The organism is Azospirillum himalayense (assembly GCF_042657465.1).
Lineage (GTDB): Bacteria > Pseudomonadota > Alphaproteobacteria > Azospirillales > Azospirillaceae > Azospirillum > Azospirillum himalayense.
Map to the genome: position 1 here is coordinate 118,984 of NZ_JBHSLC010000081.1, position 25,689 is coordinate 144,672.

35 protein-coding genes are annotated in these 25,689 nt (G+C 65.0%); 28 read left to right on the forward strand and 7 right to left on the reverse strand.

The window, feature by feature from the left end:
* The 26 genes from ACFPMG_RS24640 (at window position 1) to ACFPMG_RS24765 (ending at window position 17,483) form a co-directional block, all read left to right on the forward strand.
* The gene (locus tag ACFPMG_RS24640; protein ID WP_376997890.1) at window positions 1–381 is read left to right on the forward strand and encodes a hypothetical protein; all 381 of its coding nucleotides are present in this window, start codon (window positions 1–3) and stop codon (window positions 379–381) included.
* A 56-nt stretch (window positions 382–437) separates the two neighbouring features.
* A complete protein-coding gene (locus ACFPMG_RS24645) occupies window positions 438–914 on the forward strand; it encodes a helix-turn-helix domain-containing protein (RefSeq protein WP_376997929.1) in 477 nt (158 codons plus the stop codon).
* A 31-nt stretch (window positions 915–945) separates the two neighbouring features.
* Window positions 946–1,830, forward strand: a complete 885-nt coding sequence (locus ACFPMG_RS24650; RefSeq protein WP_376997891.1) for a PD-(D/E)XK nuclease family protein — start codon at window positions 946–948, stop codon at window positions 1,828–1,830.
* A gap of 5 nt (window positions 1,831–1,835) precedes the next feature.
* Window positions 1,836–2,927 carry a recombinase RecT gene (locus tag ACFPMG_RS24655; RefSeq protein WP_376997892.1) on the forward strand — a complete coding sequence of 364 codons (1,092 nt, stop codon included), beginning with the start codon at window positions 1,836–1,838 and terminating at the stop codon, window positions 2,925–2,927.
* Between the two features lie 6 nt (window positions 2,928–2,933).
* Complete coding sequence (locus ACFPMG_RS24660) at window positions 2,934–4,874, forward strand: hypothetical protein (RefSeq protein WP_376997893.1); 1,941 nt, start codon at window positions 2,934–2,936, stop codon at window positions 4,872–4,874.
* A gap of 11 nt (window positions 4,875–4,885) precedes the next feature.
* Entirely contained in the window at window positions 4,886–5,113 is a 228-nt protein-coding gene (locus ACFPMG_RS24665) for a hypothetical protein (RefSeq protein ID WP_376997894.1), read from the forward strand.
* A 25-nt stretch (window positions 5,114–5,138) separates the two neighbouring features.
* On the forward strand, window positions 5,139–5,528 hold the full coding sequence (locus ACFPMG_RS24670) for a hypothetical protein (RefSeq protein ID WP_376997895.1): 390 nt from the start codon (window positions 5,139–5,141) through the stop codon (window positions 5,526–5,528).
* Window positions 5,529–5,772: 244 nt separating this feature from the next.
* A complete protein-coding gene (locus ACFPMG_RS24675; protein WP_376997896.1) occupies window positions 5,773–7,044 on the forward strand; it encodes a hypothetical protein in 1,272 nt (423 codons plus the stop codon).
* A 3-nt stretch (window positions 7,045–7,047) separates the two neighbouring features.
* Window positions 7,048–7,761, forward strand: a complete 714-nt coding sequence (locus tag ACFPMG_RS24680; protein WP_376997897.1) for a hypothetical protein — start codon at window positions 7,048–7,050, stop codon at window positions 7,759–7,761.
* Window positions 7,751–8,113, forward strand: a complete 363-nt coding sequence (locus ACFPMG_RS24685; protein ID WP_376997898.1) for a hypothetical protein — start codon at window positions 7,751–7,753, stop codon at window positions 8,111–8,113. Before ACFPMG_RS24680 ends, ACFPMG_RS24685 begins: the two co-directional genes overlap by 11 nt.
* Window positions 8,100–8,483: a hypothetical protein gene (locus tag ACFPMG_RS24690; RefSeq protein WP_376997899.1), complete on the forward strand. Its 384-nt coding sequence runs from the start codon at window positions 8,100–8,102 to the stop codon at window positions 8,481–8,483. Before ACFPMG_RS24685 ends, ACFPMG_RS24690 begins: the two co-directional genes overlap by 14 nt.
* Entirely contained in the window at window positions 8,473–9,789 is a 1,317-nt protein-coding gene (locus ACFPMG_RS24695) for a hypothetical protein (protein ID WP_376997900.1), read from the forward strand. Before ACFPMG_RS24690 ends, ACFPMG_RS24695 begins: the two co-directional genes overlap by 11 nt.
* Entirely contained in the window at window positions 9,782–10,225 is a 444-nt protein-coding gene (locus ACFPMG_RS24700; RefSeq protein ID WP_376997901.1) for a hypothetical protein, read from the forward strand. The genes ACFPMG_RS24695 and ACFPMG_RS24700 overlap by 8 nt, the downstream gene beginning before the upstream one ends.
* On the forward strand, window positions 10,218–10,532 hold the full coding sequence (locus ACFPMG_RS24705) for a hypothetical protein (protein ID WP_376997902.1): 315 nt from the start codon (window positions 10,218–10,220) through the stop codon (window positions 10,530–10,532). Before ACFPMG_RS24700 ends, ACFPMG_RS24705 begins: the two co-directional genes overlap by 8 nt.
* Window positions 10,525–10,932 (forward strand): hypothetical protein, encoded by a 408-nt coding sequence (locus ACFPMG_RS24710; protein ID WP_376997903.1) that lies wholly within the window; start codon window positions 10,525–10,527, stop codon window positions 10,930–10,932. The genes ACFPMG_RS24705 and ACFPMG_RS24710 overlap by 8 nt, the downstream gene beginning before the upstream one ends.
* Window positions 10,925–11,272: a hypothetical protein gene (locus ACFPMG_RS24715; protein ID WP_376997904.1), complete on the forward strand. Its 348-nt coding sequence runs from the start codon at window positions 10,925–10,927 to the stop codon at window positions 11,270–11,272. Before ACFPMG_RS24710 ends, ACFPMG_RS24715 begins: the two co-directional genes overlap by 8 nt.
* Before the next feature lie 5 nt (window positions 11,273–11,277).
* Window positions 11,278–11,805, forward strand: a complete 528-nt coding sequence (locus tag ACFPMG_RS24720; RefSeq protein ID WP_376997905.1) for a hypothetical protein — start codon at window positions 11,278–11,280, stop codon at window positions 11,803–11,805.
* Window positions 11,802–12,305: a hypothetical protein gene (locus tag ACFPMG_RS24725; protein ID WP_376997907.1), complete on the forward strand. Its 504-nt coding sequence runs from the start codon at window positions 11,802–11,804 to the stop codon at window positions 12,303–12,305. The genes ACFPMG_RS24720 and ACFPMG_RS24725 overlap by 4 nt, the downstream gene beginning before the upstream one ends.
* Entirely contained in the window at window positions 12,293–12,481 is a 189-nt protein-coding gene (locus tag ACFPMG_RS24730) for a hypothetical protein (RefSeq protein WP_376997908.1), read from the forward strand. The genes ACFPMG_RS24725 and ACFPMG_RS24730 overlap by 13 nt, the downstream gene beginning before the upstream one ends.
* 1 nt (window position 12,482) lies before the next feature.
* Window positions 12,483–12,707 (forward strand): hypothetical protein, encoded by a 225-nt coding sequence (locus ACFPMG_RS24735; RefSeq protein ID WP_376997909.1) that lies wholly within the window; start codon window positions 12,483–12,485, stop codon window positions 12,705–12,707.
* Window positions 12,700–12,888 carry a hypothetical protein gene (locus ACFPMG_RS24740; protein ID WP_376997910.1) on the forward strand — a complete coding sequence of 63 codons (189 nt, stop codon included), beginning with the start codon at window positions 12,700–12,702 and terminating at the stop codon, window positions 12,886–12,888. Before ACFPMG_RS24735 ends, ACFPMG_RS24740 begins: the two co-directional genes overlap by 8 nt.
* Window positions 12,885–13,166, forward strand: a complete 282-nt coding sequence (locus tag ACFPMG_RS24745; protein WP_376997911.1) for a hypothetical protein — start codon at window positions 12,885–12,887, stop codon at window positions 13,164–13,166. Before ACFPMG_RS24740 ends, ACFPMG_RS24745 begins: the two co-directional genes overlap by 4 nt.
* Before the next feature lie 2 nt (window positions 13,167–13,168).
* Window positions 13,169–16,126: a DNA cytosine methyltransferase gene (locus ACFPMG_RS24750; RefSeq protein ID WP_376997912.1), complete on the forward strand. Its 2,958-nt coding sequence runs from the start codon at window positions 13,169–13,171 to the stop codon at window positions 16,124–16,126.
* A gap of 6 nt (window positions 16,127–16,132) precedes the next feature.
* Window positions 16,133–16,492: a hypothetical protein gene (locus tag ACFPMG_RS24755; protein ID WP_376997913.1), complete on the forward strand. Its 360-nt coding sequence runs from the start codon at window positions 16,133–16,135 to the stop codon at window positions 16,490–16,492.
* Window positions 16,489–16,803, forward strand: a complete 315-nt coding sequence (locus ACFPMG_RS24760; protein WP_376997915.1) for a hypothetical protein — start codon at window positions 16,489–16,491, stop codon at window positions 16,801–16,803. Before ACFPMG_RS24755 ends, ACFPMG_RS24760 begins: the two co-directional genes overlap by 4 nt.
* Before the next feature lie 32 nt (window positions 16,804–16,835).
* Complete coding sequence (locus tag ACFPMG_RS24765; protein ID WP_376997917.1) at window positions 16,836–17,483, forward strand: beta/alpha barrel domain-containing protein; 648 nt, start codon at window positions 16,836–16,838, stop codon at window positions 17,481–17,483.
* Window positions 17,484–17,583: 100 nt separating this feature from the next.
* On the opposite strand, the gene ACFPMG_RS24770 is transcribed toward ACFPMG_RS24765, so the two are convergent.
* From ACFPMG_RS24770 to ACFPMG_RS24790, 5 genes are all read right to left on the reverse strand, one after another.
* On the reverse strand, window positions 17,584–18,456 hold the full coding sequence (locus tag ACFPMG_RS24770) for a ParB/RepB/Spo0J family partition protein (protein ID WP_376997918.1): 873 nt from the start codon (window positions 18,454–18,456) through the stop codon (window positions 17,584–17,586).
* Complete coding sequence (locus ACFPMG_RS24775; RefSeq protein WP_376997920.1) at window positions 18,446–19,465, reverse strand: ParA family protein; 1,020 nt, start codon at window positions 19,463–19,465, stop codon at window positions 18,446–18,448. Before ACFPMG_RS24775 ends, ACFPMG_RS24770 begins: the two co-directional genes overlap by 11 nt.
* Window positions 19,466–19,570: 105 nt before the next feature.
* On the reverse strand, window positions 19,571–20,557 hold the full coding sequence (locus tag ACFPMG_RS24780; protein ID WP_376997921.1) for a replication protein RepA: 987 nt from the start codon (window positions 20,555–20,557) through the stop codon (window positions 19,571–19,573).
* A 402-nt stretch (window positions 20,558–20,959) separates the two neighbouring features.
* Window positions 20,960–22,234, reverse strand: coding sequence for a Y-family DNA polymerase (locus ACFPMG_RS24785; RefSeq protein WP_376997922.1), 1,275 nt, complete (start codon window positions 22,232–22,234; stop codon window positions 20,960–20,962).
* 5 nt (window positions 22,235–22,239) lie between these two features.
* Window positions 22,240–22,668 carry a LexA family protein gene (locus tag ACFPMG_RS24790; protein ID WP_376997923.1) on the reverse strand — a complete coding sequence of 143 codons (429 nt, stop codon included), beginning with the start codon at window positions 22,666–22,668 and terminating at the stop codon, window positions 22,240–22,242.
* Between the two features lie 192 nt (window positions 22,669–22,860).
* On the opposite strand from ACFPMG_RS24790, the gene ACFPMG_RS24795 reads away from it, so the two are divergent.
* Together ACFPMG_RS24795 and aac(6') are read left to right on the forward strand one after the other, a co-directional pair.
* On the forward strand, window positions 22,861–23,529 hold the full coding sequence (locus ACFPMG_RS24795) for an NYN domain-containing protein (RefSeq protein WP_376997924.1): 669 nt from the start codon (window positions 22,861–22,863) through the stop codon (window positions 23,527–23,529).
* 202 nt (window positions 23,530–23,731) lie between these two features.
* Window positions 23,732–24,175 carry an aminoglycoside 6'-N-acetyltransferase gene (gene aac(6'), locus ACFPMG_RS24800; RefSeq protein WP_376997925.1) on the forward strand — a complete coding sequence of 148 codons (444 nt, stop codon included), beginning with the start codon at window positions 23,732–23,734 and terminating at the stop codon, window positions 24,173–24,175.
* A gap of 108 nt (window positions 24,176–24,283) precedes the next feature.
* On the opposite strand, the gene ACFPMG_RS24805 is transcribed toward aac(6'), so the two are convergent.
* Window positions 24,284–24,820, reverse strand: a complete 537-nt coding sequence (locus ACFPMG_RS24805) for a hypothetical protein (protein ID WP_376997927.1) — start codon at window positions 24,818–24,820, stop codon at window positions 24,284–24,286.
* Window positions 24,821–24,909: 89 nt separating this feature from the next.
* Complete coding sequence (locus ACFPMG_RS24810) at window positions 24,910–25,113, reverse strand: hypothetical protein (protein ID WP_376997928.1); 204 nt, start codon at window positions 25,111–25,113, stop codon at window positions 24,910–24,912.
* Window positions 25,114–25,689 lie beyond the last annotated feature (576 nt).

The window sequence follows — 25,689 nt, forward strand, 5'->3', positions numbered from 1 at the left end:
ATGGCCACCACCTCCCATCACCACCACGCCACGGTCTTCGAGAACCGCATCAACGGCAGCGTCGTCGCTTCCGCCCAGGTGATGATCTCCTTCAGCTACGCCGCCCTGCCCTCCCCTGCCGGGCCGGCCAGCGGCGGCGCCGTGACGTTCCTCGGCGCGGACATCGTCTGCGGCCCCGGCACGTCGATCCGAAAGACCCGCCCTGCCCCGCCGCACATCGAGATGTGGGCCAAGCGCTACACCGCGGCGAACGCCGCCATCCTCATCGCCGAAGCGACGGCCGACCACGTGCCGCAGCAGTGCGGCGCCGGCCCTCAGAAGCTGCCGGTCGCTTCTCCCCACACCCGCCCCTCCCCTGCCCTTCTCCAACACGGAGCCTAAATCCCATGAACGCCATCTCCCGCCGCCTTTCCGCCGAATCGCCCCCCTGCTCCAGCATGAGCACTCCCAAGCGCGGCCGCGGCGCCGCCGGCCGTCCCCCGCACGGCGAAGCCCCGAACCCCGTCGATATCCACGTCGGCGCCCGCGTCCGGCTGCGTCGCACCCTGCTCGGCATGTCGCAGGAGAAGCTGGGTGATGCTCTCCGCCTGACCTTCCAGCAGGTGCAGAAGTACGAGCGTGGCGCCAACCGCATCAGCGCCAGCCGGCTGTTCGACCTCAGCCGAGTTCTGGACGTGCCGGTGTCCTTCTTCTTCGACGACATGTCGGAGGCGACCACGGCGGCGGCGGTGACGGACGACATGTGCACCGCCAGCGCCGACTCCTCCGAACCGGACCCGATGGCGAAGCGGGAAACGCTGGAGCTGGTGCGCGCCTACTACCGCATCAACGACCCGTCGGTGCGCAAGCGCCTCTTCGAGATGACCAAGGTTCTGGGCAAGACCGGCGGCGACCAGCCGGGCGCCGAGGCCTGACCGCGAACACTTCGACGGAAGGCAGCGCGCCATGAACATGATGCTGAACTCGACGGCGCTCCGTTCATCTCGGACGGCACCGCTCGTCATCCGCGCATCCTCGCTCAGCGGCTATCCGGACTGCCCGCGCCGTTGGGCAGCGAGACAGATTCCCCGCGAGATCGTCGCCGCCGGCTACGACCTCCGCCAGTTGCCCAACGGCATCGGTGCCGCAGTCGGAACCGCGGTTCATGCCGGTGCGGCTCTGGCTCTCACCGAGAAGGCGCAGACGGGGAATCTCCCCCCGCTCGACGTCGCGACCGATTGCGCGGTGGAGACCGTGCGGAAAGGCATCCGCGACGGCGTGATCTACGACAGCACCACCGGCTCGCTGACGGTTGCCGAACAGCAGGTCGTGCGAATGACGCGCGCCTACAATGCGGCGGTGGCCCCGCTGGTTCAGCCGGTTCTGGTGGAGGAGCGGCTGGAGGCCCAGGTCACTGCGGAGATCATCGTCTCAGGACAGCAGGACGTTCTGGCGCGGGAACCTCACCGGGTTCGCGATCTGAAGACCGGGAAGCGGGGAAACCACAAGCCCCAGCTCGGCGTCTATGCCCTGCTGGCGAAGTCCCACGGCTATGATGTCCAAGGGCTGGCCGAGGACTTCATCGAACGGGCCTCCATCAAGAAGCCGCAGCCGGACCCGCAGTCCTTCCTTCATGACCTCGCCGGCGCGGAAACCGCGGCGTGGTCGGTGATCCGGCACATCCAGACCGACCTCAAGATTTGGCGTGAAGGCGACCCGGTGCAGGGCATCGAGCCCGGTGATCCGTGGGCCTTCGCCGCCAACCCCTCTTCGAAGCTCTGCAGCGACCGCTTTTGCCCGGCCTGGGGCACGGCCTTCTGCCGCGAGCATCAAACCGACGACAAGGAGTAACGACCATGGCTGATGGTGGTGGCGCGCGACCCTCGCTGGTCCCGGCGCAGCAGAACAAGCGGGGCATCCTCGACCTGCTGGAAAGCGACCGGGTGCGCAAGGGACTGGCGGCGGTGGCCGGGAAGCACATGAACCCGGAGCGCATGACCCGGCTGATCATCAACGCGATCAACCGGACCCCGGACCTGCTGAAGTGCGATCCGCGCACGGTCCTCGGCGCGACGATGACCACGACCGCGCTCGCGCTGGAGCCAAACACGCCCCAGCAACTTGCGTGGCTGCTCCCGTACAAGACCCGGCGCAAGGTCGGCGACAACGAGTGGGAGGACTACTACGAGTGCCAGTTCCAGATCGGCGCCCAAGGCTGGAAGGAACTGATGTATCGGAGCCCTGGCATCACGCGTGTGAATGCCGGCGCAATTTACGAGCACGACCGGTTCGTCTTCAAGGACGCTGCCGACATCGTGTTCGAGTACGAGCCCAACTATTTGGTCGATGATCCAGGACGAATCGTCGCTGGTTATGCCTATGCCAAGCTGGAAACCGAACGCGGTGTCGACCTCATTCCCACGGTCGTCCCCTGGAAGGAAATCGAGAAGATCCGCTCCCGCTCAGAAACCTACCGCGCACTCCTCCGCGGCATCGACAATGCCCGGAATCCGGACCAGCGGCAGAAAGCGGAGCGCAAACTGGCCGAAACGCCGTGGGTGATGTGGGAAGACCAAATGGTCGAAAAGTCCTGCACCAAGCGGCTTCGCAAGAAGGTTCCGATCACCCCGCAGATCGCGGCGGCGGCGGCTATCGATGACGGTGCGGATGTCGGCCAGATCGACTTTTCACAGATGACCGATCCCGACCTCGTTCGCGCGGTCGCCTCTGGCGAAGCCGAAGCCCCGCTGATCGAGCACGGCGAAGACCAGCCGATGAACAACGACATCGGCGCGGAGCAGCAGCGCGAACCCGCACCCGCTCAGCAACAGGCCACAACGTCGCGTGAGCCGAAGCCGAGCGCTCGCCGCGCCGATACCCCGCCCGCCGAAGACGCCATGCCCGACCTCCCGGCGGATGACGACACCGGCAGCCTCTTCTCGGAGTAACCAACCATGACGATGACCGCCACCGTCCGCGCCTTCCAGATTCTGGAGCGCGCCGACATCACCTTCGGAGAAGGCGTCACCCTGATCGCCGCCGAGAACAGCCACGGCAAGTCCTCCGTCGCCAAGGCCATCGCCGGCGCCATGGTCGGTGACCCGCTCCACGGCTATCTGAAGAAGGACGTCAAGGCGCTGGTGAAGGACGGCGCCAAGTCCGGCTCCGTCATGGTAACCGGGCCGGGCGGCTCCATCTCGGTTTCCTATCCGAAGGCCGAGGTCAGCAGCACCGGCACCCCGCCCACGCTGGGGCGCATCGCCGCCGGCCTCGACTCCCTGGTCGACATCGACCAGAAGAAGCGCGGCCTGGTGCTGGGCGAGCTGCTGAAGACGGCGCCGACCCGCGAGGATCTGGCCGCCGCCCTGGCGGACGCCGGCTTCAAGGATGAACCCGCCGCGGCGTCCATCACCAAGGCGCTGGAGGACGCCGGGAAGACCGCCGATCCCGCTCTTTCCCTCATGGATTACGCCAAGCTCCTGAAGACGGTCGGAGTCGGTCTGAACATCGTGCACTGGCTCTGGTGTCAGATCGAGACGCGCGGCTGGGACGGCGCCCTGAAGAAGCTGGAGGGCGAGCGCACCGAACTGAAGGGCCGCTGGGCCGAAGTGTCCGGCGAAGCCTTCGGCGACCAGAAGATTCAGAACTGGAAGCCGGACGGCTGGACGCCGGACCTCGCCGAGGTCTCCGCCGACGGCTTGCAGGCCGTTCTCGCGGCGGCGAACGCGGCGCTGGAGACGGTGGTCGCCGACCAAGCCGTGGACCAGTCCGAACTCGACCGCCTCCGTGTCGATGCCGGCAAGCTCGACGCGCTGAAGGAGGCGGAGCAGGCCGCCAGCAAGAAGAAGCTCGACGCCGAGGTGGCGGTGGTCGACGCCGAGAAGGCGCAGCGCGACGCGGAGCAGGCGGTCGCCAACCTGCTGCCGGCCGAACAGGATTCCGGTCTGTCCTGCCCGCACTGCCAGGGCAAGGTCCACTACCACAAGGGCCAGGACGGGGTGCGGCTCGACAAGGCCGAGCGGCTCAGCGACGATGTCCTGAAGCAGCGCCGCCTTGACCGCATCACGGTTGAAGGGAATCTCAACCGCGCCAAGGTGGCGCTCAGCACCGCCAGGGCCGGCCTTCAGGCCGCGCAGCGCGTTCTCGACGACGCTCAGCGCGCCGTCGCCGGAGCGGAATCGGCGAAGCGGAAGCTCACCGACCTGGAGGCGCAGAGCGCTGGGGAATCCGGCTCGACGGAAGCGGTGCAGAAAGCCCGTGACGCCGTGGCGGCCGCACAGCTTCGCCTCGACCTCTACCAGACCAAGGCCCGCGCCGATGCTCTGGACCGGCAGATCACCTCGATGTCCACCATCATCGGCATCCTCGCGCCGACCGGGCTGCGGCAGGCCAACACGCAGCGGGTGCTCGACACCTTCAACAACGACATGGTCCGCCCGCTGTGCGACGCCGCCGGCTGGAAGGCCGTCCGGGTCGAGCCGGACATGAGCATCAGCTACGGCGGCCGGCCCTACAGCCAGCTTTCCGGTCTGGGCCCGCAGCTTTCCTCCGACCAGTACCGGGTGCGGGCGATCCTGCAAGTCGCCCTCGCCGAGCGGGCCGGCGACCGGCTGGTGATCCTCGACGCCGCCGACGTCCTGGACCAGAAGGGCCGCAACGGGCTGTTCGGTATGCTGAAGAAAACCGGCATGGCCGCGGTGGTCTGCATGACGTTCAGCGCTGCGGCGTTGAAGAACACCGCGCTGAACCTCAACGCAGCGAAGATTCCGGACCTTGAGGCGGCCAAGTTGGGCCGGACCTTCTGGATTTCCGGAGGCGTCGCCCAGCCGTTGAAGGATGCGATGGCAGCGCTGCGCGACGGCGAACCGGCGCCGTCCTCGGTCAAGGCCGCGTGAGGGCGCCCGACATGCTCGCCACCCTCTCCCCTGCCCTTCCCACCGGCGAGGTGCCGAACGCACCTCACCGCGCCACCCAGCTCACGGCCTCCTTCGCCCGTCACCTCATCGATGTCGGCATGGCCGAAACCTACGACGTGGCCCTCTTCAGCCTCATTCATGTGCGGCGTTGCGGGGAACGGTCGGTGGGGCTGGTCAAGCATCGGGAGCGGGTGCTGGGACTGCCGAGCTTCCTCTGAAATTCGTTTTTCACGGAGTGAAACAATGGCTTGGTACACGCAGGATCAGCTTGAGCAGCGCGCAAAGGATCTCCACGAGATCGATCGCACGATGGTCGACGCCATCGGTGATTTCCAACCCGGTCCGACGTGGGAGAATCTGCCGGAAGAGTGCAGACAGAAGTGGCGGCTGAAGGCTGCCGAGCACCTCGACGCCGTCTCTCCCCTGGACCTGACGCGCCCGCTTCGCACTCGGGCTGGGGAGCCCATCATCTCGGCCAAACTGTCCGATGACGGCATGGCCATCATCGCCACGGTGATGTTCGCCGGTGCGGATACGGCGACCACAGCTTCGTGGCCGATCAATGGCCTCTATGCCGAAGGTCGGGAGGGCGAGGACTCGATTGACCTCGTCTATTCCGACGAAGCCGCCTGATCCGGCCCACGCCCGACGAGCCAGCCCCCATGCCCCGCCCTTCCCGCGTCGACAAGTCCGCTCTGGCCATCGGCCTGCCCGCCAAGCCGAAGCTCGACTGAAAGGTCGCGACAGTCACCTGTACGAAGCCTTCATCCAAGGGCGCGGGCTTTCCCTTTGAGGCTTCAATACTCGGAAATGCCTAACTTGATCTTCGCTGGCTGCTTTAGCGCTGCGTGGACACATAAATGAAGGATCAACGGAAATGAACCTTGTCACCGCTATTCATGCCCCGATTACATCTATGATGTCATATATTGGAGATTTATGGCGCAAGCGGTCCAGCGGTGCTGTTTCCTGTGATCTGCGCGAAGGCGCCGCTTTACTGAAAAATACTTCTGTCGCCGTATCCCAGGCTTACGTCGCCAATGACGTAGCTGGTGAACTGCCCGCCATCGTGAAGGCCAGCGAACTGGAAGTGGATGTCGAAGACAAATACGCGTCCGATACCTCCGCTTATCACGTTTCCGATATTCTTGACGGTATCGGCGACTACATGCTTTGGATTAAACGTCTGAAAGATGTACATCCTGATGCTTACAGCCTATTCTCAAGGGTTGGCGGAACGATAATTCCGCACACCGACACAGTGCGGATGTCGACCGTACTTGATCATCGCGTGCCGAAAGACCCACGGCAATGGCCGTCATTCTTCATGTTTTCTTTTCAAAACAAAGCCGATGATAATAGCTCCATTATTGTTCCGAAGCTTATATATTTCCGAAAAATTCATATAACTGACAGCAACCGAGACGGTGTGGTTTCTGCAGGATTGAGCACCTATCAAGGGGTTCTATTCTTTACCAAGAAAGGTGAGAAATTTCGCTTTCCTGTCGCCTTCTATGTTGGCGTTCTTCCTGATGGAACCGTGATTCCACTCCGCCAGGCCACATCAAGCAAACAATTGGTGAGACATCGGCACAAGCGCCGAGGCGATAGTTCTTCAACTATGATCACGCATAGGTCGGTTGGATATCCTTCTCCGCTGATCGAGCTTTTCAGAGATAGGAAGAAGAATGAGAGCGAAACAATTGAGGATTATGTAAGCAGCCTATTCTTCCTTTCTATGAGCGCGGCTGTAGCTGCTTTTGACGGCGTTCAAATCAACGTTAAAAAGGACAATGTAGTTGGTCGATTTGGTGTGCCGGTCGATCGCGTTTCCACATTCTTCAAAGACCGGGAACTTCAGGTCACGGTAAATGGATCGCGCCGAAAAGTATTCCACGCTGTACGTAAGCATACCAGAAAGCTCCAAAACGGAAAGCAAGTTGACGTAAAGACCCATTACCGTGGCGCACGTAAGTTCGAATGGAACGGATACAATATATGCATCACGGTCCCAGACCATCATCACAGGTCTGTGGAGGCGTTCAGTTCTGAAATGCATGACGTTGGCGACGTGCTGCGAAGTGACACAGCCAACATGATGGATACCAAAAACATGGCATCAGCAATACAGCAGCGGATCTGGAGGTGACCGATGCATAACCTCTCCCGCCGCACCGTCCTGCGCGCCCTCGTCGCCGCCCCGGTGGTCGCCGCCTGCGCTCCGACCATCGTCTCCGTCACGGAGAGCCGCGTCGCTGGCGTCATCGCCTTGAAGCCGGAGTTCGGCTATGTCCTGGCGGGCGGCGACTACTGGACCACTGGCTTCACCTCGCGTGCGGAAGCGATCGCCGCCGCCATCGCTCAAGGTGGCGGCAAGGCCTTCCAGACGGCTGAAGTCGCGAACATCCCGATCACCTATCCGGACTTCGCCGAAGCGGCCGACGACTGGCTCAAGAATGAGGGGCACCTCGGAAACTGGCTGATGGACGCGCTGACCGGGCACAACGCCGATGCGGATTTCGAAGGCGAGTTCACCGACGCCTGCGGCCGCGTCAGCCGGGAACCCAGCGGCGCGGCTGGCCGGAAGGCGCTGGGCGAGGCGCTTCGCCGGCACGGCGCCCCGGAGCTGGCGGAGAAAGTCGAAGCCGGGCAGACGCGGGACGAGGATTGGGGACTCCCCGACCAGATCCACGTCGCCATCCGCGCCGACCGCGCGCTGCATTCAGAGATCGAGGCCGCCGTTCGCGCCTGGGTCGATGAGCATGATCTGGACCTGGATGCGCGCGGCCTTACCGTCGAGGCGGTGGAAGACCATCCCGCCACGGTTACCGCCGGCGTCGATGCGGAGGTGGCCGATGTCTGCTGACACCACGCCATTGAACCAAGCCATCGCCGAGCGGAATTCATGGAAGGCTACCTGCTCCGCAGCTATCGCGGCGGCCGGCAGAGCACAGGCAGAGCGGGACGAAGCGCGTGCCGCCCTCGCCGCCGCCGAGGCGGATAAGGAGCATCTCCGGAAGGCCCTGAAGCGGGTGCTCTACGCGGATAAGGTCCTCGGGCATGCCAAGGACCGCCTCGCCACGGTCAAGGGTGCCAGCGACCAGAAGTACCGGAACATGGGCGAATGGGTGCGCCGCGCGACCGTGGCCATGGAATCCGCGCTGACGGATGCCCGCGCTGTCCTCCTGAAATTGGAGCCGCCTCATGGACAGGAATGACGCTCGCGCTCTGTGGGCCGCCAGTGGCTTGGATTACAGCATACTGACCGAGACGAACCTGCAGCGCCTGATCTGCCTGCTCGACGCGGAGATGCGGGAGAGCGGCCTGATCCTCGGCTCCTATCGCATGGAAGAGGGGATCACCCCCGCGCCCCAGAAACGACGCGGTAATGAAGCATATCTCCGCTGCCGATCCGACCACTTCCGTGGGCGCGAAGCCGTGTCCTTCAACCAGGATGGTTTCGTCGGATTCGCCGGCTGGGCCGATGACCAGAACATCGTCCCGGTGCTGAAGGGCTTTGCGGCCTGGGTCGAGGAAATGCGCACCACCAGCACACAGCACCAGGCGGAGGCTTCCCATGCCCCGTGACGGCTATTCCCACGATCACTGGAAGCGGGAGTTGGTCCGCCCCTTCTCCCGGCATGAGCAGGAGGTGCTGGCCGCCGTGGTGCGCAGGGAGGGGGCGGAACGGCCGAGCATCGGCGGACACGACGCCGATACCGGACACCTCCTGAACGAGCGCAAGATGATCGTGCCCACGGCAATCAACGGCTATTTCAGCGTGACTGCGCGGCCGACCGCCTTCGGCAAGCTGGTGGCCCACGCCTATGAGGCGGTGACAATCTGCCACGCCTACCCGCTCGACCACGAACCGCCGACCTTGTTCAAGATGGACTGCCCCACGTGCAACGGCACCGGCGCGGACAAGCCGGATTGCTGGCTGTGCAAGGGCGACCGCCGGATCAAGGCCCATGCCGCTTACCGGCATGGCTACAAGAAAGCCGACCTGGAGGATTTGGAGAACGACGGCTGGTGCGACTGCCCGGCCTGCCACGGCGAATCCTGCCGGACCTGTGAAGGCAACGGCACCGTCCACGCCGACTATCTCTGGCGGGAAGCGCAGCGCGTCCTGCTGAGCGAAGACGCCCGCAACACCGGTCCGTTCCCGGAGATGCGCTGGTCCGGCGATCGGTGGTACCCAGGCTTCATCGATGAGGACGCCCTGCTGAGCCTCGCCGCCATGGACTGGCTGCGCCTCATGAACTGGAGCAGCGGCCTCTACAGCAACATGTTCGACCAGTGGTTCTATCTGGATGCCGAGGCGAAGGACATCGCCGCCGCGGTGCTGAAGCCGTCCGAAACTGCCGATCTCGTGCGCATGTGGCTCGCCGGCGAGCCATGGAAACCGGCCAAGCGGTCCGGCCAGTACCATCAGCATGAGCGGGAGAAGTTCGAAGAGGCCGCAGCTTTCCACCGCTGCCGGTTCCGGGGCTGGATTGCGCACGATTATCGCCGCAGGGGCTACACCTGGACTGTCGATGGCAAGAAAGCAATTGCCGGATGGGAGGGCGACCAGATCCGCTTGTCCCGCCCCCGCTTGAAAAGCCCCACCCGTGACTTGAAAGACATGGAGCGAGTGTCCAGCGCCCGCCGGGCCGTGTGGAAGGCGGAAACGGCAGTGATCCGGAGCGCTGACCGGATTGAAGCTGCGCAAGCCCGGCTCGATGCTGCCGTGGACCGCGGCGACCATGACGAGGCGGCTCGGTGGCGCATGCATGTGACCGCTGAGAGGAGCGACATCTTTTTCGGCTACGACGCTCAATGCCGACATCTCGACCGACAGCGGCAGGAGCTTGCCTGGGCGCATGCAGCGGCGGAGGCACGTCATGGCTGAGCCAGCAATCCCCACCCACGTCATCCTGCCGGCGGCATCGCTCTGCACGATCCTGCACCACGCCGAGAAGGAGCATGGGCGGCTCTCGACCTGGGTGGAGATGGGCGCCCATCCGTCGTTCGCTCAAGATGCCACGGACCTCGCCGTCGCGATCACGATGGCCGTCCGGACGCTCACCCACGGGGCGGGGGGCTCCTCCGTCGCCCTGCCCGTCATGACCGCCGCCACGCTGCGCTACTACGCGACGCGCGAACTCGCCCGGCTCGTCGGCATGGGGGCGTGGTTCGACGATGCCGACCTCGACCGGCAGGCCGCCGAACTGAAGGAGGCACTGGGCAAGATTCCGTACACGCTTCGGATGGAGGAGCCCCCGGCGCCCCCTGCCCCGGCGGCCATGCACCCCGCTTCCGCACGAGGGGAGGCCGTCCATGGGTGACACGCTTCGGAAGAACTTCCCTGTATCCCCGTGGGAAGCACAGCGCGTGGCGGAGATGGCATCCGTTGAGAAGACATCGGAAGCGGTCATCCTGCACCGTCTGTTCTCCATCGGGCTGAACCATTGCGATACCGCCGAATCCCTGGAACAGCGCCTGAGCACTCTGACGCTCCGGGAGGCCACCGAACTCCTTTGCGACCACCCGCTGGTGGCCGAGGTCGACATCAAGCAGGGCACCCTCACCGTTTCCCTCCGATCCGGCGAAATGCTCATCCGTCGCAAGAACGGGGAGGTGATCCATGGGTGAGATCGCCGACATGATGCTGGACGGCACCCTGTGCGAAGGATGCGGCGAGTTGATCGACGACGGCGACGGCGACGGGTTCCCGCGCCGCTGCGCTGGGTGCGGCGGTGGTGCCGACCGTTCCCGCCGGCGCCGGTCGGAACGGGCTTCCCCTGCTGACGGTCGCGACGTCCTCGACCGCGCCGCCCGCGCCTATCTCGCCACAATCTCCGCCTCAAGCGACGGCCTGAAGGTCCGGTCCTCTGCCTGGAACGACCCCCGATTCCAAGCCTGCCAGGAGGCCGGATACGTCAGCTACCACAAGATCAGCAATCGCTTCCGCGTGATCCGCGTGACGCCCGAAGGCGTCGCCTATCTGGTCGCAATGCGGCGCACCCGCTCCAGGAGTCTGGCCCATGCCTGAACCGGTTCTCGCCCTGCCCTACTGCGGCCCTTCTCACCATCCGGACGTTCTGGAACGCCTCGTGACGCGGCAGACCTGCCGCCTGGGCTGGTCCTGGCCGGACCTGCCGAACGATCAGCGTAACGCGCTCCTCGATGAAGCCAACCATCTCCTGACGCACGCCCTCCGGGAGCTCAACCGCGACCTGCTGGTGGCCGAACTGAAGATGTTCGGCTTCGACAGCGTGACCTCGATCTCGGAACTCAACAGGGTCGAGTTTTGGATCGGCGCTCTCCTGGAGGCCGCCCGCGAACAGGCGTTCAAGCTGTCCATCCACCAACGCAAAATCGAGGGGAGATAGCGCCGGTGACCGACGCTGCCGCCCTGCCCCGCCGCGCGATCTCCGCCATTCCCACCATGCCGAACCGGGCGTCCCGCGCCTCCGTGGCTATGGAGTGCCGGCTCGCGCCTGAAGGCATCCGCCAGAACGGCGACGGCGGTTTCCGCGTGGCGCTCGACTTCCACCCGCTCGACCGGCCCGACCTGTTCTTGAACGCGTCGGCCGGCGCATCGTTCATGCTGGTCGCCGTGGAGCTGGATGACGACGGTGAACCCAAACCGCCGGTCTTCATCGGGCGGCCCGGCCAGAACTGGGACGAGATGAAGCCCGCGGCACAGGCCGCCATGCGGTGCCGCGACGCTGAATTCCGCCGCTTCCTCACCCGCTGGGCCGGTGAGCCCATCGAGACGGTCGAGGATGCCTCCGACGCCGTCTGCCTGCACTGCGGTGTCAATCGCAAGCGGCAGATCGCACCCCGTTCACAGGCCGCCAGCCTGTGGGCCGAACTCGATTCCACCTTCCGTTACTGGCAACTCCGAGGAGACCTGCCGTGAATGTTTCGAATGTACCGAACTGCGCGAAGAACCCCGAACTGACGGCGATCAAGAAAGCCCTGGTCGAGGTGCGCAGCGCCCATTTCACGGGGCTGAAGCTGTCCAGGATCGTCGCCTACGCTTTGGGCGACGGGGATGCCACCAGCCGCAGCACCTTTGAAAACTATGGGCCCAGCATGACCAAGCCCGGCGAGAGGAAGCCGGTGTCGGGATGGCTTCCCAGCGCACAGTATGCGGAGCGAGTCGACGATGCGTCCGCGGCCCTGCCGAAGCCGAAGACCAAGGACGCCCCCGCTTCCGAGCGCTGGGCCATCATGAGCGGTGTCCGGCCCGACGGCCGGGCGTTCGCCAAGGCCTGGAAGGAAGGCGCCGACGCCGTGACGATCAACGTCACCAAGGCCCACAACGAGGTGCATGCCCGGCTGGACGCCGCGCTCCAGGCGCAGATCTGGGAGCTGGAGCGGCGCGCCGCGGCACAGGAGGCGACATGCGCCGCATAGCCGAGACCGGCGAGCCGGGCAGGGCGGCGATGGGGCAGGCGCCCTATCCGCCCGTTGCGGCCGCAGCTCATAACCCCGCCCAGATCCCGCGCCGCCGCACCCTCTTCGAGCGCCTCTACGCTCACCGGGACATCCCCGGCCAAACCGAAATCACCCCGCTCTTTCTGGAGCACTGAAATGCGCTTCCCGATCCTTTCGGCCCGCCCGGTGACGGCAGGCAACACCCGAGCTTTGCCCTTGATGGCCGACATGCTGCGCCGGCAGGCGGACCTTCTCGACCAGGACGGCGACCGCCGGACCGCCAATGCCGCCCGGGCCCGCGCCGGTCGGCTCACGCTGGAGGCGGCGGTGGCCAGCATTCGCTCCGGCGCCACCGTCATCGGGAGCGCCGGCCATGCGTGACGCCTTCGCCCGTCTGCCTCGCCTCCTGATCGGCTGGCCCCTGTTCGCCATCGGGTATGTCGCCTGCTGGCTCTCCCACCCCGTCAAGGCGGGCTACCGCACCGCCGAATCCCACATCGCCGCCGCCGCTGCTGGCCGCGCGAACCGGCTGGTCACCATCTCCGGAGAAATCGTCCCATGAGCCACCCGGCCCGCACCCTTCCGCCGCTTGCTTCCCCCGGCATCACGGCGCCGCCTCCGGTCCACATTGAGATCGCGCCGGAAGAAGTCGCCAGCGTGACCGTCTCGGATGCGCTGTCCGCCCTCGATCTCGTCATCCATGAGGCCCGCGTCGTCGCCAGCAACCCAACCCGGTACGAGGGAAGTGCCGAGCAGCAGCAGCGGTTACACCAGCAGGATCGCCGCCATCTGGCGCGGCTTCTGGCCGTGCGCGATTTCATGGCCGGGCAGGGGGCGTGACGATGGACGGCCTGTTCACCATCGACATGCTGCCGGTCAGCAGCACCCCCCCTTCGAAGGTCCGGACACGGGCGAAGGCCCGGCGCAACAAGCCGGTCGACCGCTCGACGGAATGGCCGCTCGAAGGCTCCATCAACGTCGTGCTGTTCGCCGGCATGGGCGGCGCCTGCCAAGGGCTGGAGGATGCCGGGTTCCCCGTGCATCTGGCCGTGAACCACGACGAGATCGCCATCGCCGCGCACAAGGCGCTGAACCCATTCACGAAGCACCTGCAGGCGGACATCTATGAGGTGGACCCGCTCGAGGCGACCGGCGGGCGCCATGTCGGGAACCTCTGGGGGTCTCCGGATTGCACGGACCATAGCGTCGCGAAGGGTGGCGCCCCACGGTCGCCCCGCGTCCGCTCCATGCCCTGGCAGCTCTGCCGCTGGGTGGGCGTGCTGCGCAAGCGCGGCCTCGGCCCCGAGGTCGGCTTCCTGGAGAACGTCCGCGAGATCCGTGGATGGAATCATCTGGTGGCGAAGCGCGATCCAGCCACCGGCCGCGTGCTGAAACTCGATGGGTCGGTCGCCGCGCCGGGTGAGCGGGTGCCGGTCTGGGAACAGCAGCTCGTCCGGAACCCGCGGAAGTTCGGGAAGCCGAAGCGTGACTCGGCGACAGGACGCCTGCTGGTCAAGGACGGGCGGCACATGGTCAGGGTGGCCGCCGAGGGCGAGCGGGTGCCGGACAGCAAGCGCGTCCGCGACCGTCTCCGGACGGAAGGCCGGCTCTACCGCGCCTGGAAGCGTCACATGGAGCGGCTGGGCGCCGTGTACGAGGACCGGGATCTCTGCTGCGCCAACTATGGCGTCCCGACCAGCCGGAAGCGCCTGTTCGGCGTCCTGCACTTCGACGGCCGAAAGCCGGAATGGCCGGAGCAGACCCACGCCAGCCGCAAGGAGCTGGTACGGCTGAACGAGGAGCGAGCCGCCGCCGGGCAGGCGCCGCTCCAGCCCCACCGCGCCGCTGCGGAGATCATCGACTGGTCGCTCGACCTGCCCAGCATCTTCGACCGTCCGAAGGATCTCGCGCCGGCGACCCAGAAGCGGATCGCCGTGGGCATGCAGCGGTTCGTGCTCAATGCCAAGGAACCCTTCCTGATCCACCTGACCCACGGCGGCCGGCTGCACGACATCGGCGACGCCGGCCCGACAATGACCTGCGCGCACCGCGGCGAGGTTGCCCTCGTCGGGCCGGCCCTGATCCCGACGACGCACAGCAAGAGCCCGGCGCGGGCGCATGACGGGGGCGGCGCCACGCCGACGCTGACGGCGGCGGTTAAGGGAGGCGAGTTCGCGGTGATGGGGGCGGCCATCGTCGGCGCCGGCGGCCGGGCCGCCCAGGTCCCGCCGATGGACCCGGCCAAACCACTGAACGCCTCCACGACGAAGGAGGACCGTTGCATCGTCGCGGCCCACGTCACGACGTTCCGTAACGGAGCGGTCGGCCACGGCATGGACGAGTCCACGCGGACCTTCACCGCGCAGCACTCCGACCATCATCCAGGCGGTGCCCCGTCCTTCGGGCTGGTGGCGGCTTCGCTGGTCGGCATCGCTCATGGCGACGACTCGCGCAGCGGCAGCCGGGTCTACGACGCCGAGGATGCGATGCGCACGGCGACCGGCAGCAACGACCAAGCCGTGATGGCGGCTCACCTCCTCCGCTACCACGGGGAGCGCAGGGAGGGCGAGGCGCGCGGCGTTGTTCCAGAGGACTCACTGCCGACCAACACCACCGAGAACCGCTTCGGGATCGTCGGGGCCACGCTCGCCCCCTCCATCATGACCAACAACACCAACAACGTCGGGGCGGCGGTGGACGAAGCCGTGCCCGCGCTCACGACCGGTAACCGGGACTTCGTGGTGGCTGCCCACCTGACGAAGTTCCAGGAGAACAGCCCCGGCCAGTCCGCCGACGCGCCCACCGATACGATGATGGCCGGCGCCGCACGGTTCGGTGTGGTGGGTGCCTTCCTGGAGCAGCACAACACCCGTGATGTCGGCCGCCCGGCGGACGATCCTCTGGCAGCGCAGACCGCCAAGGAGCATTCCGCCGTGATCGGCGCGGCGCTCGTCCAGACCGGCTACGGCGAGCGCGACGGGCAGGCCCCACGGGCGCTCGACGTGGAAGACGCCATCGGCACCCAGGTCGCGGGTGCGGCGAAGCACGCCGTCGTCGGCGCCTGGATGGTCCAGCACAACAACCACACCAAACCGAACGGGGAGAGCGACGTCCACAACGGACACAGTGTCAGCAATCCGGTCAGCGCCATGACTACGACCGTCAGCCACCAGCAGGTTGCCGGGGCATACCTTGTCCACCAGCGCGGAACCGGCGTGCCCCAGGATGCCGGGGCGCCCATCTCGGCCCAGACTTCGGGCGGGGACCGCGGCGGTTCCCATCATCAGGTCACCGCAGCCTACCTGTCTGAGTATTATGGCACAGGCGGGCAGCACCAGCCCGTGGACGCGCCCCTGAACGCGCTGCCCACGGTGGATCGCTTCGCCGTTCACGGCGCCGACGTCACGGCTCCGCCCTTGCCGCCCGAGAAGCTGGCCCGCGCCAGGCAGGTCGCCGCTTTTCTCCGCGCCCATGGCGTCTGGGATGATCGGGAGTTCGTGACCTTCGGTCCGTGGATCGTGGTCGACATCGGCATGCGGATGCTGCGGCCGCGGGAAGCCGCTGCTGCCCATGAACTGCGGATGCCCGACCTGATCACCGTCTACAAGCGCGACCGCAAGGGCAACATCGTCATCGGCCCGGACGGCAAACCGGAGATGGTCACCCGACCGCTCACCAAGACGGAGGCGATGCGGCTGGTGGGGAACTCCGTCCCCAAGCGTATGGCGATGCTGCTGGCCCAAGCGAACGCGGTGCACGCGCTCCATGCTCCGTCTCGCCAGATGCAAGCGGCGGAGTGACCGGCCATGCATTCGACCGACCCCTTCGTCCTCTCTGACGGCACCGAGCTTCCCGCGCCCACATCGACCCGCCATGGCCGCAGTTGGGCCTGGGCTCGTGACGGCTACGGCTCGTGCTCGATCACCGAACACCGGCATGGCGAGGCCCTGCTGCGAATGATCGTCAGTCTGCGCGATCCGCCCGACCACCCGCCCGAGCCGGGTTCCTACGACGAAGATGCTCGGCGGGGAAGGGCGGCCGATTTCCTCGGCCGTCTCATTGCCCATCGCATGGCCGAGGGCTGGCGGCTCATTTCCGCCGACGCGCTGTCTGCCACGCTGATGGCGAACACGGCACCGCTTTCAGGCCAGGGGAGGGCAGAGTGAGCCGGTCTGTGACAGTCACCAACATCGGCGCCGCACCCAGCGGCGCCACCCCGCCGCCGTATCACTACCAGCGGCTGGACGCCTATCAGAGCCGGTTTGCCGAGATCGAAGAGGATTTCCGGGCCGGACGCATCACCCCACAGGAGAGGTGGACCAGGATGGAGCAGGCCCGCGACCAATCCGGCATCACCAATGCGGCGGCACCTCCCGATTACAAGGTGCCGAAGGCGGCCCACATGACGGAGCTGGAATACTGCAACAAGCGGCGAAACGTCGATCTGCGATCCCGCTCCCGCCGGCAGGCTGCATGAGCCTACCACCCAACTCGAAGGAATCGGCCGACATGACCATCAGCAGCCTGCGCACCCCAGAGTTCATCACCTTCACTGGCCTGGACGCCAGAACGGACCTTGCTCGCGCGCTCCACATCGCCACGGTTTACCCCGTCGAGTTCGGCGTGCTGTTCAGTGGGACCCGGCAGGGCAGGGAGCCTCGGTATCCTGATCGGAAGACGATCACGCACATCGCATGCGCAGGACTCCCTCAGCTCGCTGCGCACGTCTGTGGTGGGTATGCTTGGCGGATCAACACCAACACTCCGACCGGACTCAATCTGACCCCGTTCCGGCGGGTGCAGGTCAACCACCCGTCACCAGACGCTGGGGCGATTGCCCGCGAGATGGAAGAGTGGGGTGGGCCGCGAGGCGTCGCCCAGACTTGTGACCTGGAGTTCCCAGCCGGAACGGCTGTGGACTGGCTGTTCGACCGCTCGGCCGGGGAGGGGAGGGCGCCGGAGGAATGGCCGCAGCACCCCGGCGGCAACCGGCTGGTCGGCTACGCCGGCGGGATCGGCCCCGGCAACGTGGGCGATGTGCTGAGGAAGATCGCCGCCACGGGGCCGTACTGGATTGACATGGAAAGCGGGGTCCGCACCGACGACTGGCTGGACCTGGACAAAGTCGAGGCGGTGTGTCGGGCGGTTTATCGGTAGGGCAGGGCGGAAAGGGGAGGCTGGCCCAGCGCCGTCGGTACTTACGACGTCGTAAGTCGGCCAAGCTCCCCGATCACTTACGACGTCGTAAGTCGCCTCGTCATTCGCCGAGCAGAGCGTTGATGCGGTCGCGCATAACAATCAGGTGGGTCCGGTGCTCGTCTGCGAGCACCGGCCGGGCATCTTGCAGGCGCTCGAGGTCCCCGGCCATCTTGGTCAAGCTCTTCCCGATGCTGCGATCGGACAGTGCCCTTTCCGTGGTTGATGGTGCCACCGTCTTGGCGGCCTTTTTCTCCGCGCGCACGTCGCGAACCGTGATCCCCGTCCGTGCTCGGTCCCATAGAGATCGAACCTGCTCTGGGTCGTCCAAGGTGGCAAGTTCGACAAGCACGGACCGGCTCACACGCGATGGGTCCTGTCGGTACTCGTCCAGGATTTCGTTCGGAAGCCGCAGAACAGAGAGGCGTCGTGAAACCTCTGCTTCCGTGCAGCCCAACAGAACGCCAGCCTCTGCCATCAGGTAGTCGTGCTGGTCGATAAGCCGCTGAACGCTTCGCGCCAGATCCACGGCGTCCAGATCGACGCGCTGGACGTTCTCAATCAGCGCGATCTCTTCCGACCGACCCTGCGTAATGATGGCGGGGATCGTCTTGCGGCCGAGAAGCTGATGCGCTCGCAGCCGCCGCTCGCCAGCCACCAGCATATAACTTCCCGGCGTGCCGGCCGGCTTGACGAGCACCGGCTGCTGGAGCCCATGTTTGTCGATGGATGCCGCGAGGGATTGAAGTGCGGCATCATCGAAGACGGTGCGCGGCTGGTCCGGGTTCGGCGTGATCCGCTCCACGTCAGCCTCGATGAGGCGGGGGAGGGTGCCGGACAGGCCGAACAGCTTGTCCGTCTCCGCCGATTCCTCTCGGGCTGGGTTGGCCGCTTGGACCTGGGCGCGAGTGTTGCGCTGGAACTTAGGCGCCATGTGCAGCCTCCGTGGCAGGAGCTGTTACGCCCATGAGGCGGCGCGCAATTTCCACGAAGGTCTCCATTCCTGGAGCACCTGGATCTCCGGCCAGCGTGATCATGTTGGCGGCCGCAGCTTGGGAATACACGGTGGAGCGGGGGATCGGGTCGAACATCGAGAACTGTGCCCCCCAGATGGCGTGCAAATCATCCAGCGATGCCTTGTCCTGCGATTGCCGGGCGGAATACATCGTCGGGACGATACCAAGGATCTCCAGGTCCGGATTGGAGCGGCGTCGGATTTTCGCGATAGTTTCGCTGAGCTGATCAAGCCCCAGGATCGCGTGCGCCTCTGTCTGGCAGGGGATCAGGAGGTACTGGGCCGCCACCAACGCGTTCGACGTCACCATCCCGAGAGACGGGGCACAGTCGATGACGATGAAGTCGTAGGAGCCCCGCACGGCTTCCAGCATATCGGCCATGGTGTTGATGCCGGTGGGGTCGTGGTAAAGCTCCCCCTCCGCGGCCGCCAGGGCGATGCTCGCCGGAACGACATGCAAGCCCTCCACCTCCGTTGGCAGGATCACGTCTGTCAGCGAGGCTTTGCCGGTGAGGGCATGGTAATGGGTCTTGCCCTGCTTGGTCAGTTCTACCACGCGGGCCTGCGGAATGCCGACGTGCACCGTGGCGTTGCCTTGAGAGTCGGCATCGACCAGCAGGACTCGGTTTCCTGCACGGGCCAGAACGTAGCTTAGGTTGACGCTGGTCGCGGTCTTGGCCGTGCCGCCCTTCTGCAAAGCGACAGCAATGGTGACGGCGGGGCGTGGTTCGGTCGACCGATCAAGGCCGAGCCGTGCGATCATGAGGGCGCCGGCGACATCGCGCGGAACCTTTTCGGTGCCGCGCTCCCAGCGGGAAATTTTCTGCTTATCGTATTTGCGCCCTAAGAGTTCGTTCAGCCAGGTAGCGAACTCGGGCTGCGTCTTCCCAAGGCGGTCCCGAAGGTCCCGCAGATCATCTCCGGTCAATGCCCCCTCCACCAAATGAGGGGTGCACCTTATGGAGTGGAATCTACTTGGTCAAGGGTATCTACTAGGGTGGACTCCGGCGCCGAAGCCAGCGTTGGAACTTCCCTACGCTGGCTTCGGCAGAAGGCGCTCTGGGACCGGCGGCCTGGATGGATGGAGAATGAGCCCGCCCTTGTCATCCGCCTCTTCGACGTTCCCGTCTTCGTAGACCGAGAGGGCATAGCGCAATGCAGTGCGGAACTCTGGTTTAAAGGCCCGGAGGCGGCTTCGATAGGTTGAGTCGTCTTCGTCGCGGCGGCCGGTGCCGAATTGCTCATACAGCGCGACCCAGCTGACTGGAGTTGGCTTTTCCAGCACATGGAGCCGGTAGGCCAGCCAGATATAGACGTCGATGGCGGCGCTTTTCCCGGCGATGGCACGAATCGCAGGCTCCCAGACTGGAACCGGGTGATCCTTCAACATGCGGAAAAAGCTATCGGAAAGTTGAACGGTGTCGTCCCAGAGCGAGCCCTGGCCATCCGTCGCCCGCAAATTGATGGCGTTGCGGACAATGCTGTCATTGGTGTGGCCGCTGGCCATGGCTCCCTTGTAGGGGCCGTCATAATCGAAGGTTAGCTTGCAGCGGCTGATGCGTTCTGCCTGATTCTTCACCTCGCGATAGGTCGCGCCACCGGAGGAAATGTCCATCCGTTCCAGCCAGTTGTTCATTGACCGGCCGAGTTCTACGACTGGAGAATTGTTCCGAAGAGCTTCGGTTTGGAGGTATAGGAGAATAAGTCTGGCTTTGGCCCCATATGGAACGCCGATGAGTTCATAATCATTCGCCGAGCGTGGGTTCTTGACCTTGGGACGGCGTCCAGGCTCGATGAGCAAAGACATGCTCCCGTTGGAGCGCACCCATGGGAGATCATCTGCCAAGCGGCGATGGGGGAGGGAGGTCATGCAGAAGCCGGAATAGGTGATTCCGGTCTCGTTACTTTCCTCTTCAAGGATGGATGTGGCGACCTGGAAGAACGGGATTTCTTCCTTTGCGATCATCTGACGCGCGGCATCGCGGCCATGCGTGCGGATCAGCTTATGGACCGCTGCCATGTCATCCCCCTTCATCTTGTGCTGAGTGGATCATGGCGACGACCGGGGTGCAATTTGGAAGATCCCTACGCAGGCTATTTGAGAGTCTATTTGAAAGAATCTATTTGATTAGTAGGGAAGTTCCACGGGAAAAGCCGATTCGCGTAGGGATGTTCCGGGACTGGCGTAGGGATATTCCGTGCTTCGGACTGGGGAGAATCGTCCGAATCGTAACCGTAGGGAAGTTCCAAAGGCGGTGTTCCATCCCCACTGATTCGGGGGCGGAAGCGTAGGTAACTTCCAAACTGGCTGTCGATCTTTTGCCGCACTTCAATGGCAACTCAAATTCAGCGTAGGGAAGTTCCGCAGTCTTGAGAGCATGGAATATCCTGGGACGCTCGGCACTCAGGTCGCGTTGCTCGGTCAAGCCCGCACCACTGGCACGTCGTCCAGCTCCGTCGTGTAGCTGGGCGACCGGCTGTCCTGCCGCATGCGCCACGCTCGGCCGATGGTGGCCGCCGGCACCAGCGTGTCGCGGCCCATCCGGCTATTGATCGCGTCCATAGCCGCCATGAGGCGGGCGCCGCGCGCCCGATCGGCGGCGGCCAGCAGGTCCGGCTGTACCTTGGACACCGGCACCAGCCCGGTCAGGATCACCCCGGCCTTGGACATGGCAAAGCCGTCGCGCCAAATCCTGCGGGCGCCGGCAGTCGCCGCGGCGATCAGCGCGAAGGTGTCGTCGGTCGCCGGTCGCAGCTCGACGGTCGCGGCGTTGCTGTAGGCCGGGCCCGGCCGGAAGGGCGACGTGTGCATGAAGACCTGGAGAGCCTCCGCAGCCAGCCCCTCGGCACGCAGCTTCTCCCCGGCCCTGGTCGCATAGGCCGCCACCGCCTCCCGCATCGGCTCCCACTCCGTGATCGGCTGGCCGAAGCTGCGGGTAACCGCCGTCGTCTTGCGCGGCGCCGGCGCCTGATCGAGCGGCAGGCAGGACAAGCCGCGCAGTTCGTAGACGATTCGCTCCCCAACCACCGTCAGCACCTGCCGGGCGCGACGGGGCTCCATGTCGCGCAGGTCCGCCGCGGTCTTTACCCCCAGCATGCCCAGCTTCTCCGCAGAGCGCCGGCCGATGCCCCAGACGTCCTCGACCGGCACCACGCGCAGCACATGTTCGCGCTCCGATTCGCCGCCCAGGTCGCAGACCCCGCTGTCGTCCAGCAGCGCCTTCTTCGCGGCATGATTACTGACCTTGGCGAGCGTCTTGGTCGGCCCGATCCCGACACAGGTCGGAATGCCGGTCCACCTTCGGACCGTCGCCCGGATCTCTGCGGCATAGGCCAGCAGGTCCCGGCCCTCGAAGCCGCTCAGGTCCAAAAAGCTCTCGTCGATGCTGTAGACCTCCAACCGAGGCGTGAAGCTGCGCAGGCAGTCGGTCACTCGGGCCGACAGGTCGCCATACAGCGAGTAGTTGGAGGACAGCACCCGAACCCGATGCTGGCGGACCAGTTCGCGCACCTCGAACAGCGGCTGGCCCATCTTCACGCCCAACGCCTTCAACTCGGCGGAGCGGGCGACGAAGCACCCGTCGTTGTTCGAAAGCACACCGACGGGCACACCCTCTAGCCGGGGATCGAACACCCTCTCGCAGCTCACATAGAAATTATTGCAGTCCACCAGCCCGTAAACCCGCGGCGGCGCCATGGCCATCACCGCCGATGCAGGCGGATGGTGCTCGTGATCACGCCCCAGATTTCAAAGTCGGGCCGGTCGGTGACCTCGACCGGACGGTATGCGGTATCATCCGAATCCGGCACCAGCCACACGCGGGCGCCACGCTTCAGCAGACGCTTGCACGTCAGTTCTCCATCCAACACTGCGACGATCACGTCATCGTGACGCGCGGTCAGCGACCGATCGACAATGGCAAGGTCGCCGTCATGGATGCCGGCCCGGACCATGGAATGACCGGAGACACGCAAGGTGAAGGTGGCGGAAGGGTGGGGCACCAGCACCTCGGCGAGATCGATTCGGCCTTCCACATAGTCCGCCGCGGGCGACGGGAATCCCGCCGGCACAACGGCCTCCACAGACACGACCTGGCACGACCGCATCACAATCGGCTCTGGCGCCTGCATGCTCCCCTCCACCCACCTGACCTTGTTGGGAGGATGGCGCGGGAAAAGAACTTTTCAAGAACAAAGAGTCATTGACACCGAAGCTGAGACTGCGGTGACCATTTCCGCCGCCATGGCACTTCCGGCTCTGGGGCCGCAACGCTGGCTGGGCTATAGTTGGCGGATCAGGAATAGGAGACGGGTTTCCCGGAGATGAAAGTTGACCTCCTTATCGATGGGGAGAACTTCCGCCCATCCTATTGGCCGTCGATCAAGGCCGCAGCGATACAGTTGGGCCGGGTGCGCTCCGTGATCGCCTTCTCCTGCATGGAAACAGGTTGGAGTCGGGTTGAGGGCGTAGAAGTTCGACATGCTCCTGACTTGAGTGGGAGAAACGCGGCCGATTTCATGCTGGCGATGCACGCCGCAGTGCTTGCGGAGCGCAAGCGGGTGAAGTCGGTCATCATTGCTTCTGGCGACGATGGATTCGGGGCCGTAGCTCGGCGCCTCAAGGGGGAGGGAGTGAAGGTGTTTGCCTTCATCCCCCTGATGGATCGGCTTCCCCGCCGACTCGTCACGAACGCGGATCTGACCGTCGTCCTCCCACCTGTGGACCCGCTGTTGCTGAAGGCCTCGGATTTGGACCTGGATGGCGGTTGGTCCGCCGACACCGTGCGGTCGGTGCTGGGAATCTGCCCGGCCGACAAGGATGGGTGGATCTCGCTGAAGACGGCTCGTCGCGCGCTGATCGCATCCGGCCTGATAACCTTGGAGACGAAAAAGTTCATATCTCGCCTGAAGAAAGCGGGGTGCGAAGTCGTGTCGAATGGGCAAACCGGTATGGTCCGGGTGGTTGCTGAGCCATCATCAGCAGCGACCTGAACTGCTGGCCACCAGAACGAGCACCCAGCTATTGCGATGGGGTGTGTTCAGCACCTGCCGGTTCGGCCAAGCATCGCACAGGATCGGCGTCACGCGGCGGACAACCAGTTCGCCGCACAGGTGGTCACCATGCGCCTTGAAGGCCGTGTCAGCGCTTCGCACATCACCCGACTGGATGATGGACAGAGGAAGGGAACGCCGGATGCGCGTCGAGCGATGCACGCATGAAACGCTTGATGATTTGGCAACGTTGCGGTGGGAACTGTGGCCGGAGGCGCCGATCGCGACCCACCGCACCGAAGCTGCGGATGACCTCGTCGCTCCGGAGCGAGCGGCCGCATTCATCGTACGGGACGAGGACGGGGTAGCTGTAGGCTTTGCGGAGGCCTCGTTGCGCCGGGACTATGTGAATGGATGCGAGACCTCACCAGTCGCGTTCCTGGAGGGAATCTACGTGCGGGCCGCACAACGGAAGCGGGGCGTCGCCCGCCTGCTCATCCAGGCTGTCGAAGGTTGGGGAAAGGAGAAGGGCTGTTCGGAGTTCGCCTCCGACGCGGACATAGGGAATGATGTGTCCCGACACATGCACGCCGCGCTCGGCTTTGAAGAGACAGAACGCGTCGTTTTCTTCCGCAAGGCGCTGTGACGAAGTGGCTGCTCCGGGACGGTAAGCAGGCAGGAACAGAGGGCCACCGGGACAAACCCGGCGGCCCCGGCGAGGGCGGTGAGGTGAGGAGCAGTCACGGCGAGTCCCTCACTTCCGCAGCAGCTTGTCCTTGGCGGCGGACCCGGCGCTGGAGCCGACCCAGTATCCGACCACCGACGTCGCCATGGCGGTCAAGGCGCCAAGCATGATGGAGACGGTGGTTTCCTGCCCCGGCGGGATGGATTGCGTCAGGACGAGCTGGAGCACGTAGCCGAAGGCGAGCAGCACGATCACCGAGACGATGGGTGCGCCCCAGGAGATGCGGCTGCCGGCCTTCGCGAGCTCGACCGTTTGGGCGCGGGCGCTCGCCCGGTCCTCGTTGTCCAGCCGAAGCAGCGCCACGACCTGATCGCCCTGCTGGCGGTACAGTTCGGCGAGCATGGCGGGATCGTCCTTCACCGTGGCCGCCGCGTGAGCCGCACCTTCCGGGGTGGTGATCGGCAGGCCGGTCACGGCGGAGACGACGGACACCGCGGCCTCGCCGACCTTCTGCGCGGTCTCGCCGGAGTCGAGGGCGGCCTTGGCGACCTCCGGCAGCAGCACCGGGGCCAGGGCGGAGATGATGGGAATGAGCAGTGGCAGCATGATGGGTGCCCCTCCTTTGGGCATGAAAAAGGCCGCCGGGCGGGATGCCGGGCGGCTGAGTTGAGTAGAAACGCTTAACTTTTCAGGTTTTACGGTGTCTTAGGAGAACCGGCTGTACGAAAAACCTTCTCGCCTTTGCGGACATCACGAACCTCTATAAAATAATAAGCACCTCTATCATCGAGTCTACGCTGAATTAATTCCGCCACCTCTTGAAGTATCTCACCATAGGCACTGCGATCTGATACTTGATCAGGCGGACATAGAATCATGCATTGCAACTCATAGTCCATGTCATACTCCTGGGGTGGCGGCAATCAAGCCATTCCGCAACCCAAGGGCGTTCAACGTAGTTGCATTGAGAATATGTTCAGTACCTTAGGTCATACTTGGTTGGGATGTCCGTCAGATCCACTGCCCAGCCAGCGAGATCGTGGTGCGGAACACGATCCGGCCGGAACGGCAGTGTTGCCGGCCGGGTTAAACCTCCATGGACACACGAGCTTCCGGAGCCCGGTTTCAGCGGCTCCTCCAACTTCGGGAAAACGCCTTCAGACGGGCACGGTCACTGCAGGAGCAGAGCCGGGAGCTGGTCGCGCGATCGGTGCAGGCCCGGCTCGAAGCACAGGACATACGTGCCAGATCTGCGGACCGGCGGCAGGGGTGAGCGATTGTCAGAATGGTGCGTCAAGCGCATCCTGACCGGGTGCACAGGTCGATGGAGCCCGGCATGCCCAAGCCCCAATACAGCAGCAGGCTCATGGTCCAAGGGTACCTGACACGGGAGCAGATATTGCTCCTGCTGACGGCCGATCCTGGCTCCGGGGAAGTCTATGCGCCGGATTGGCTGATCGAGGATTGTCACGACC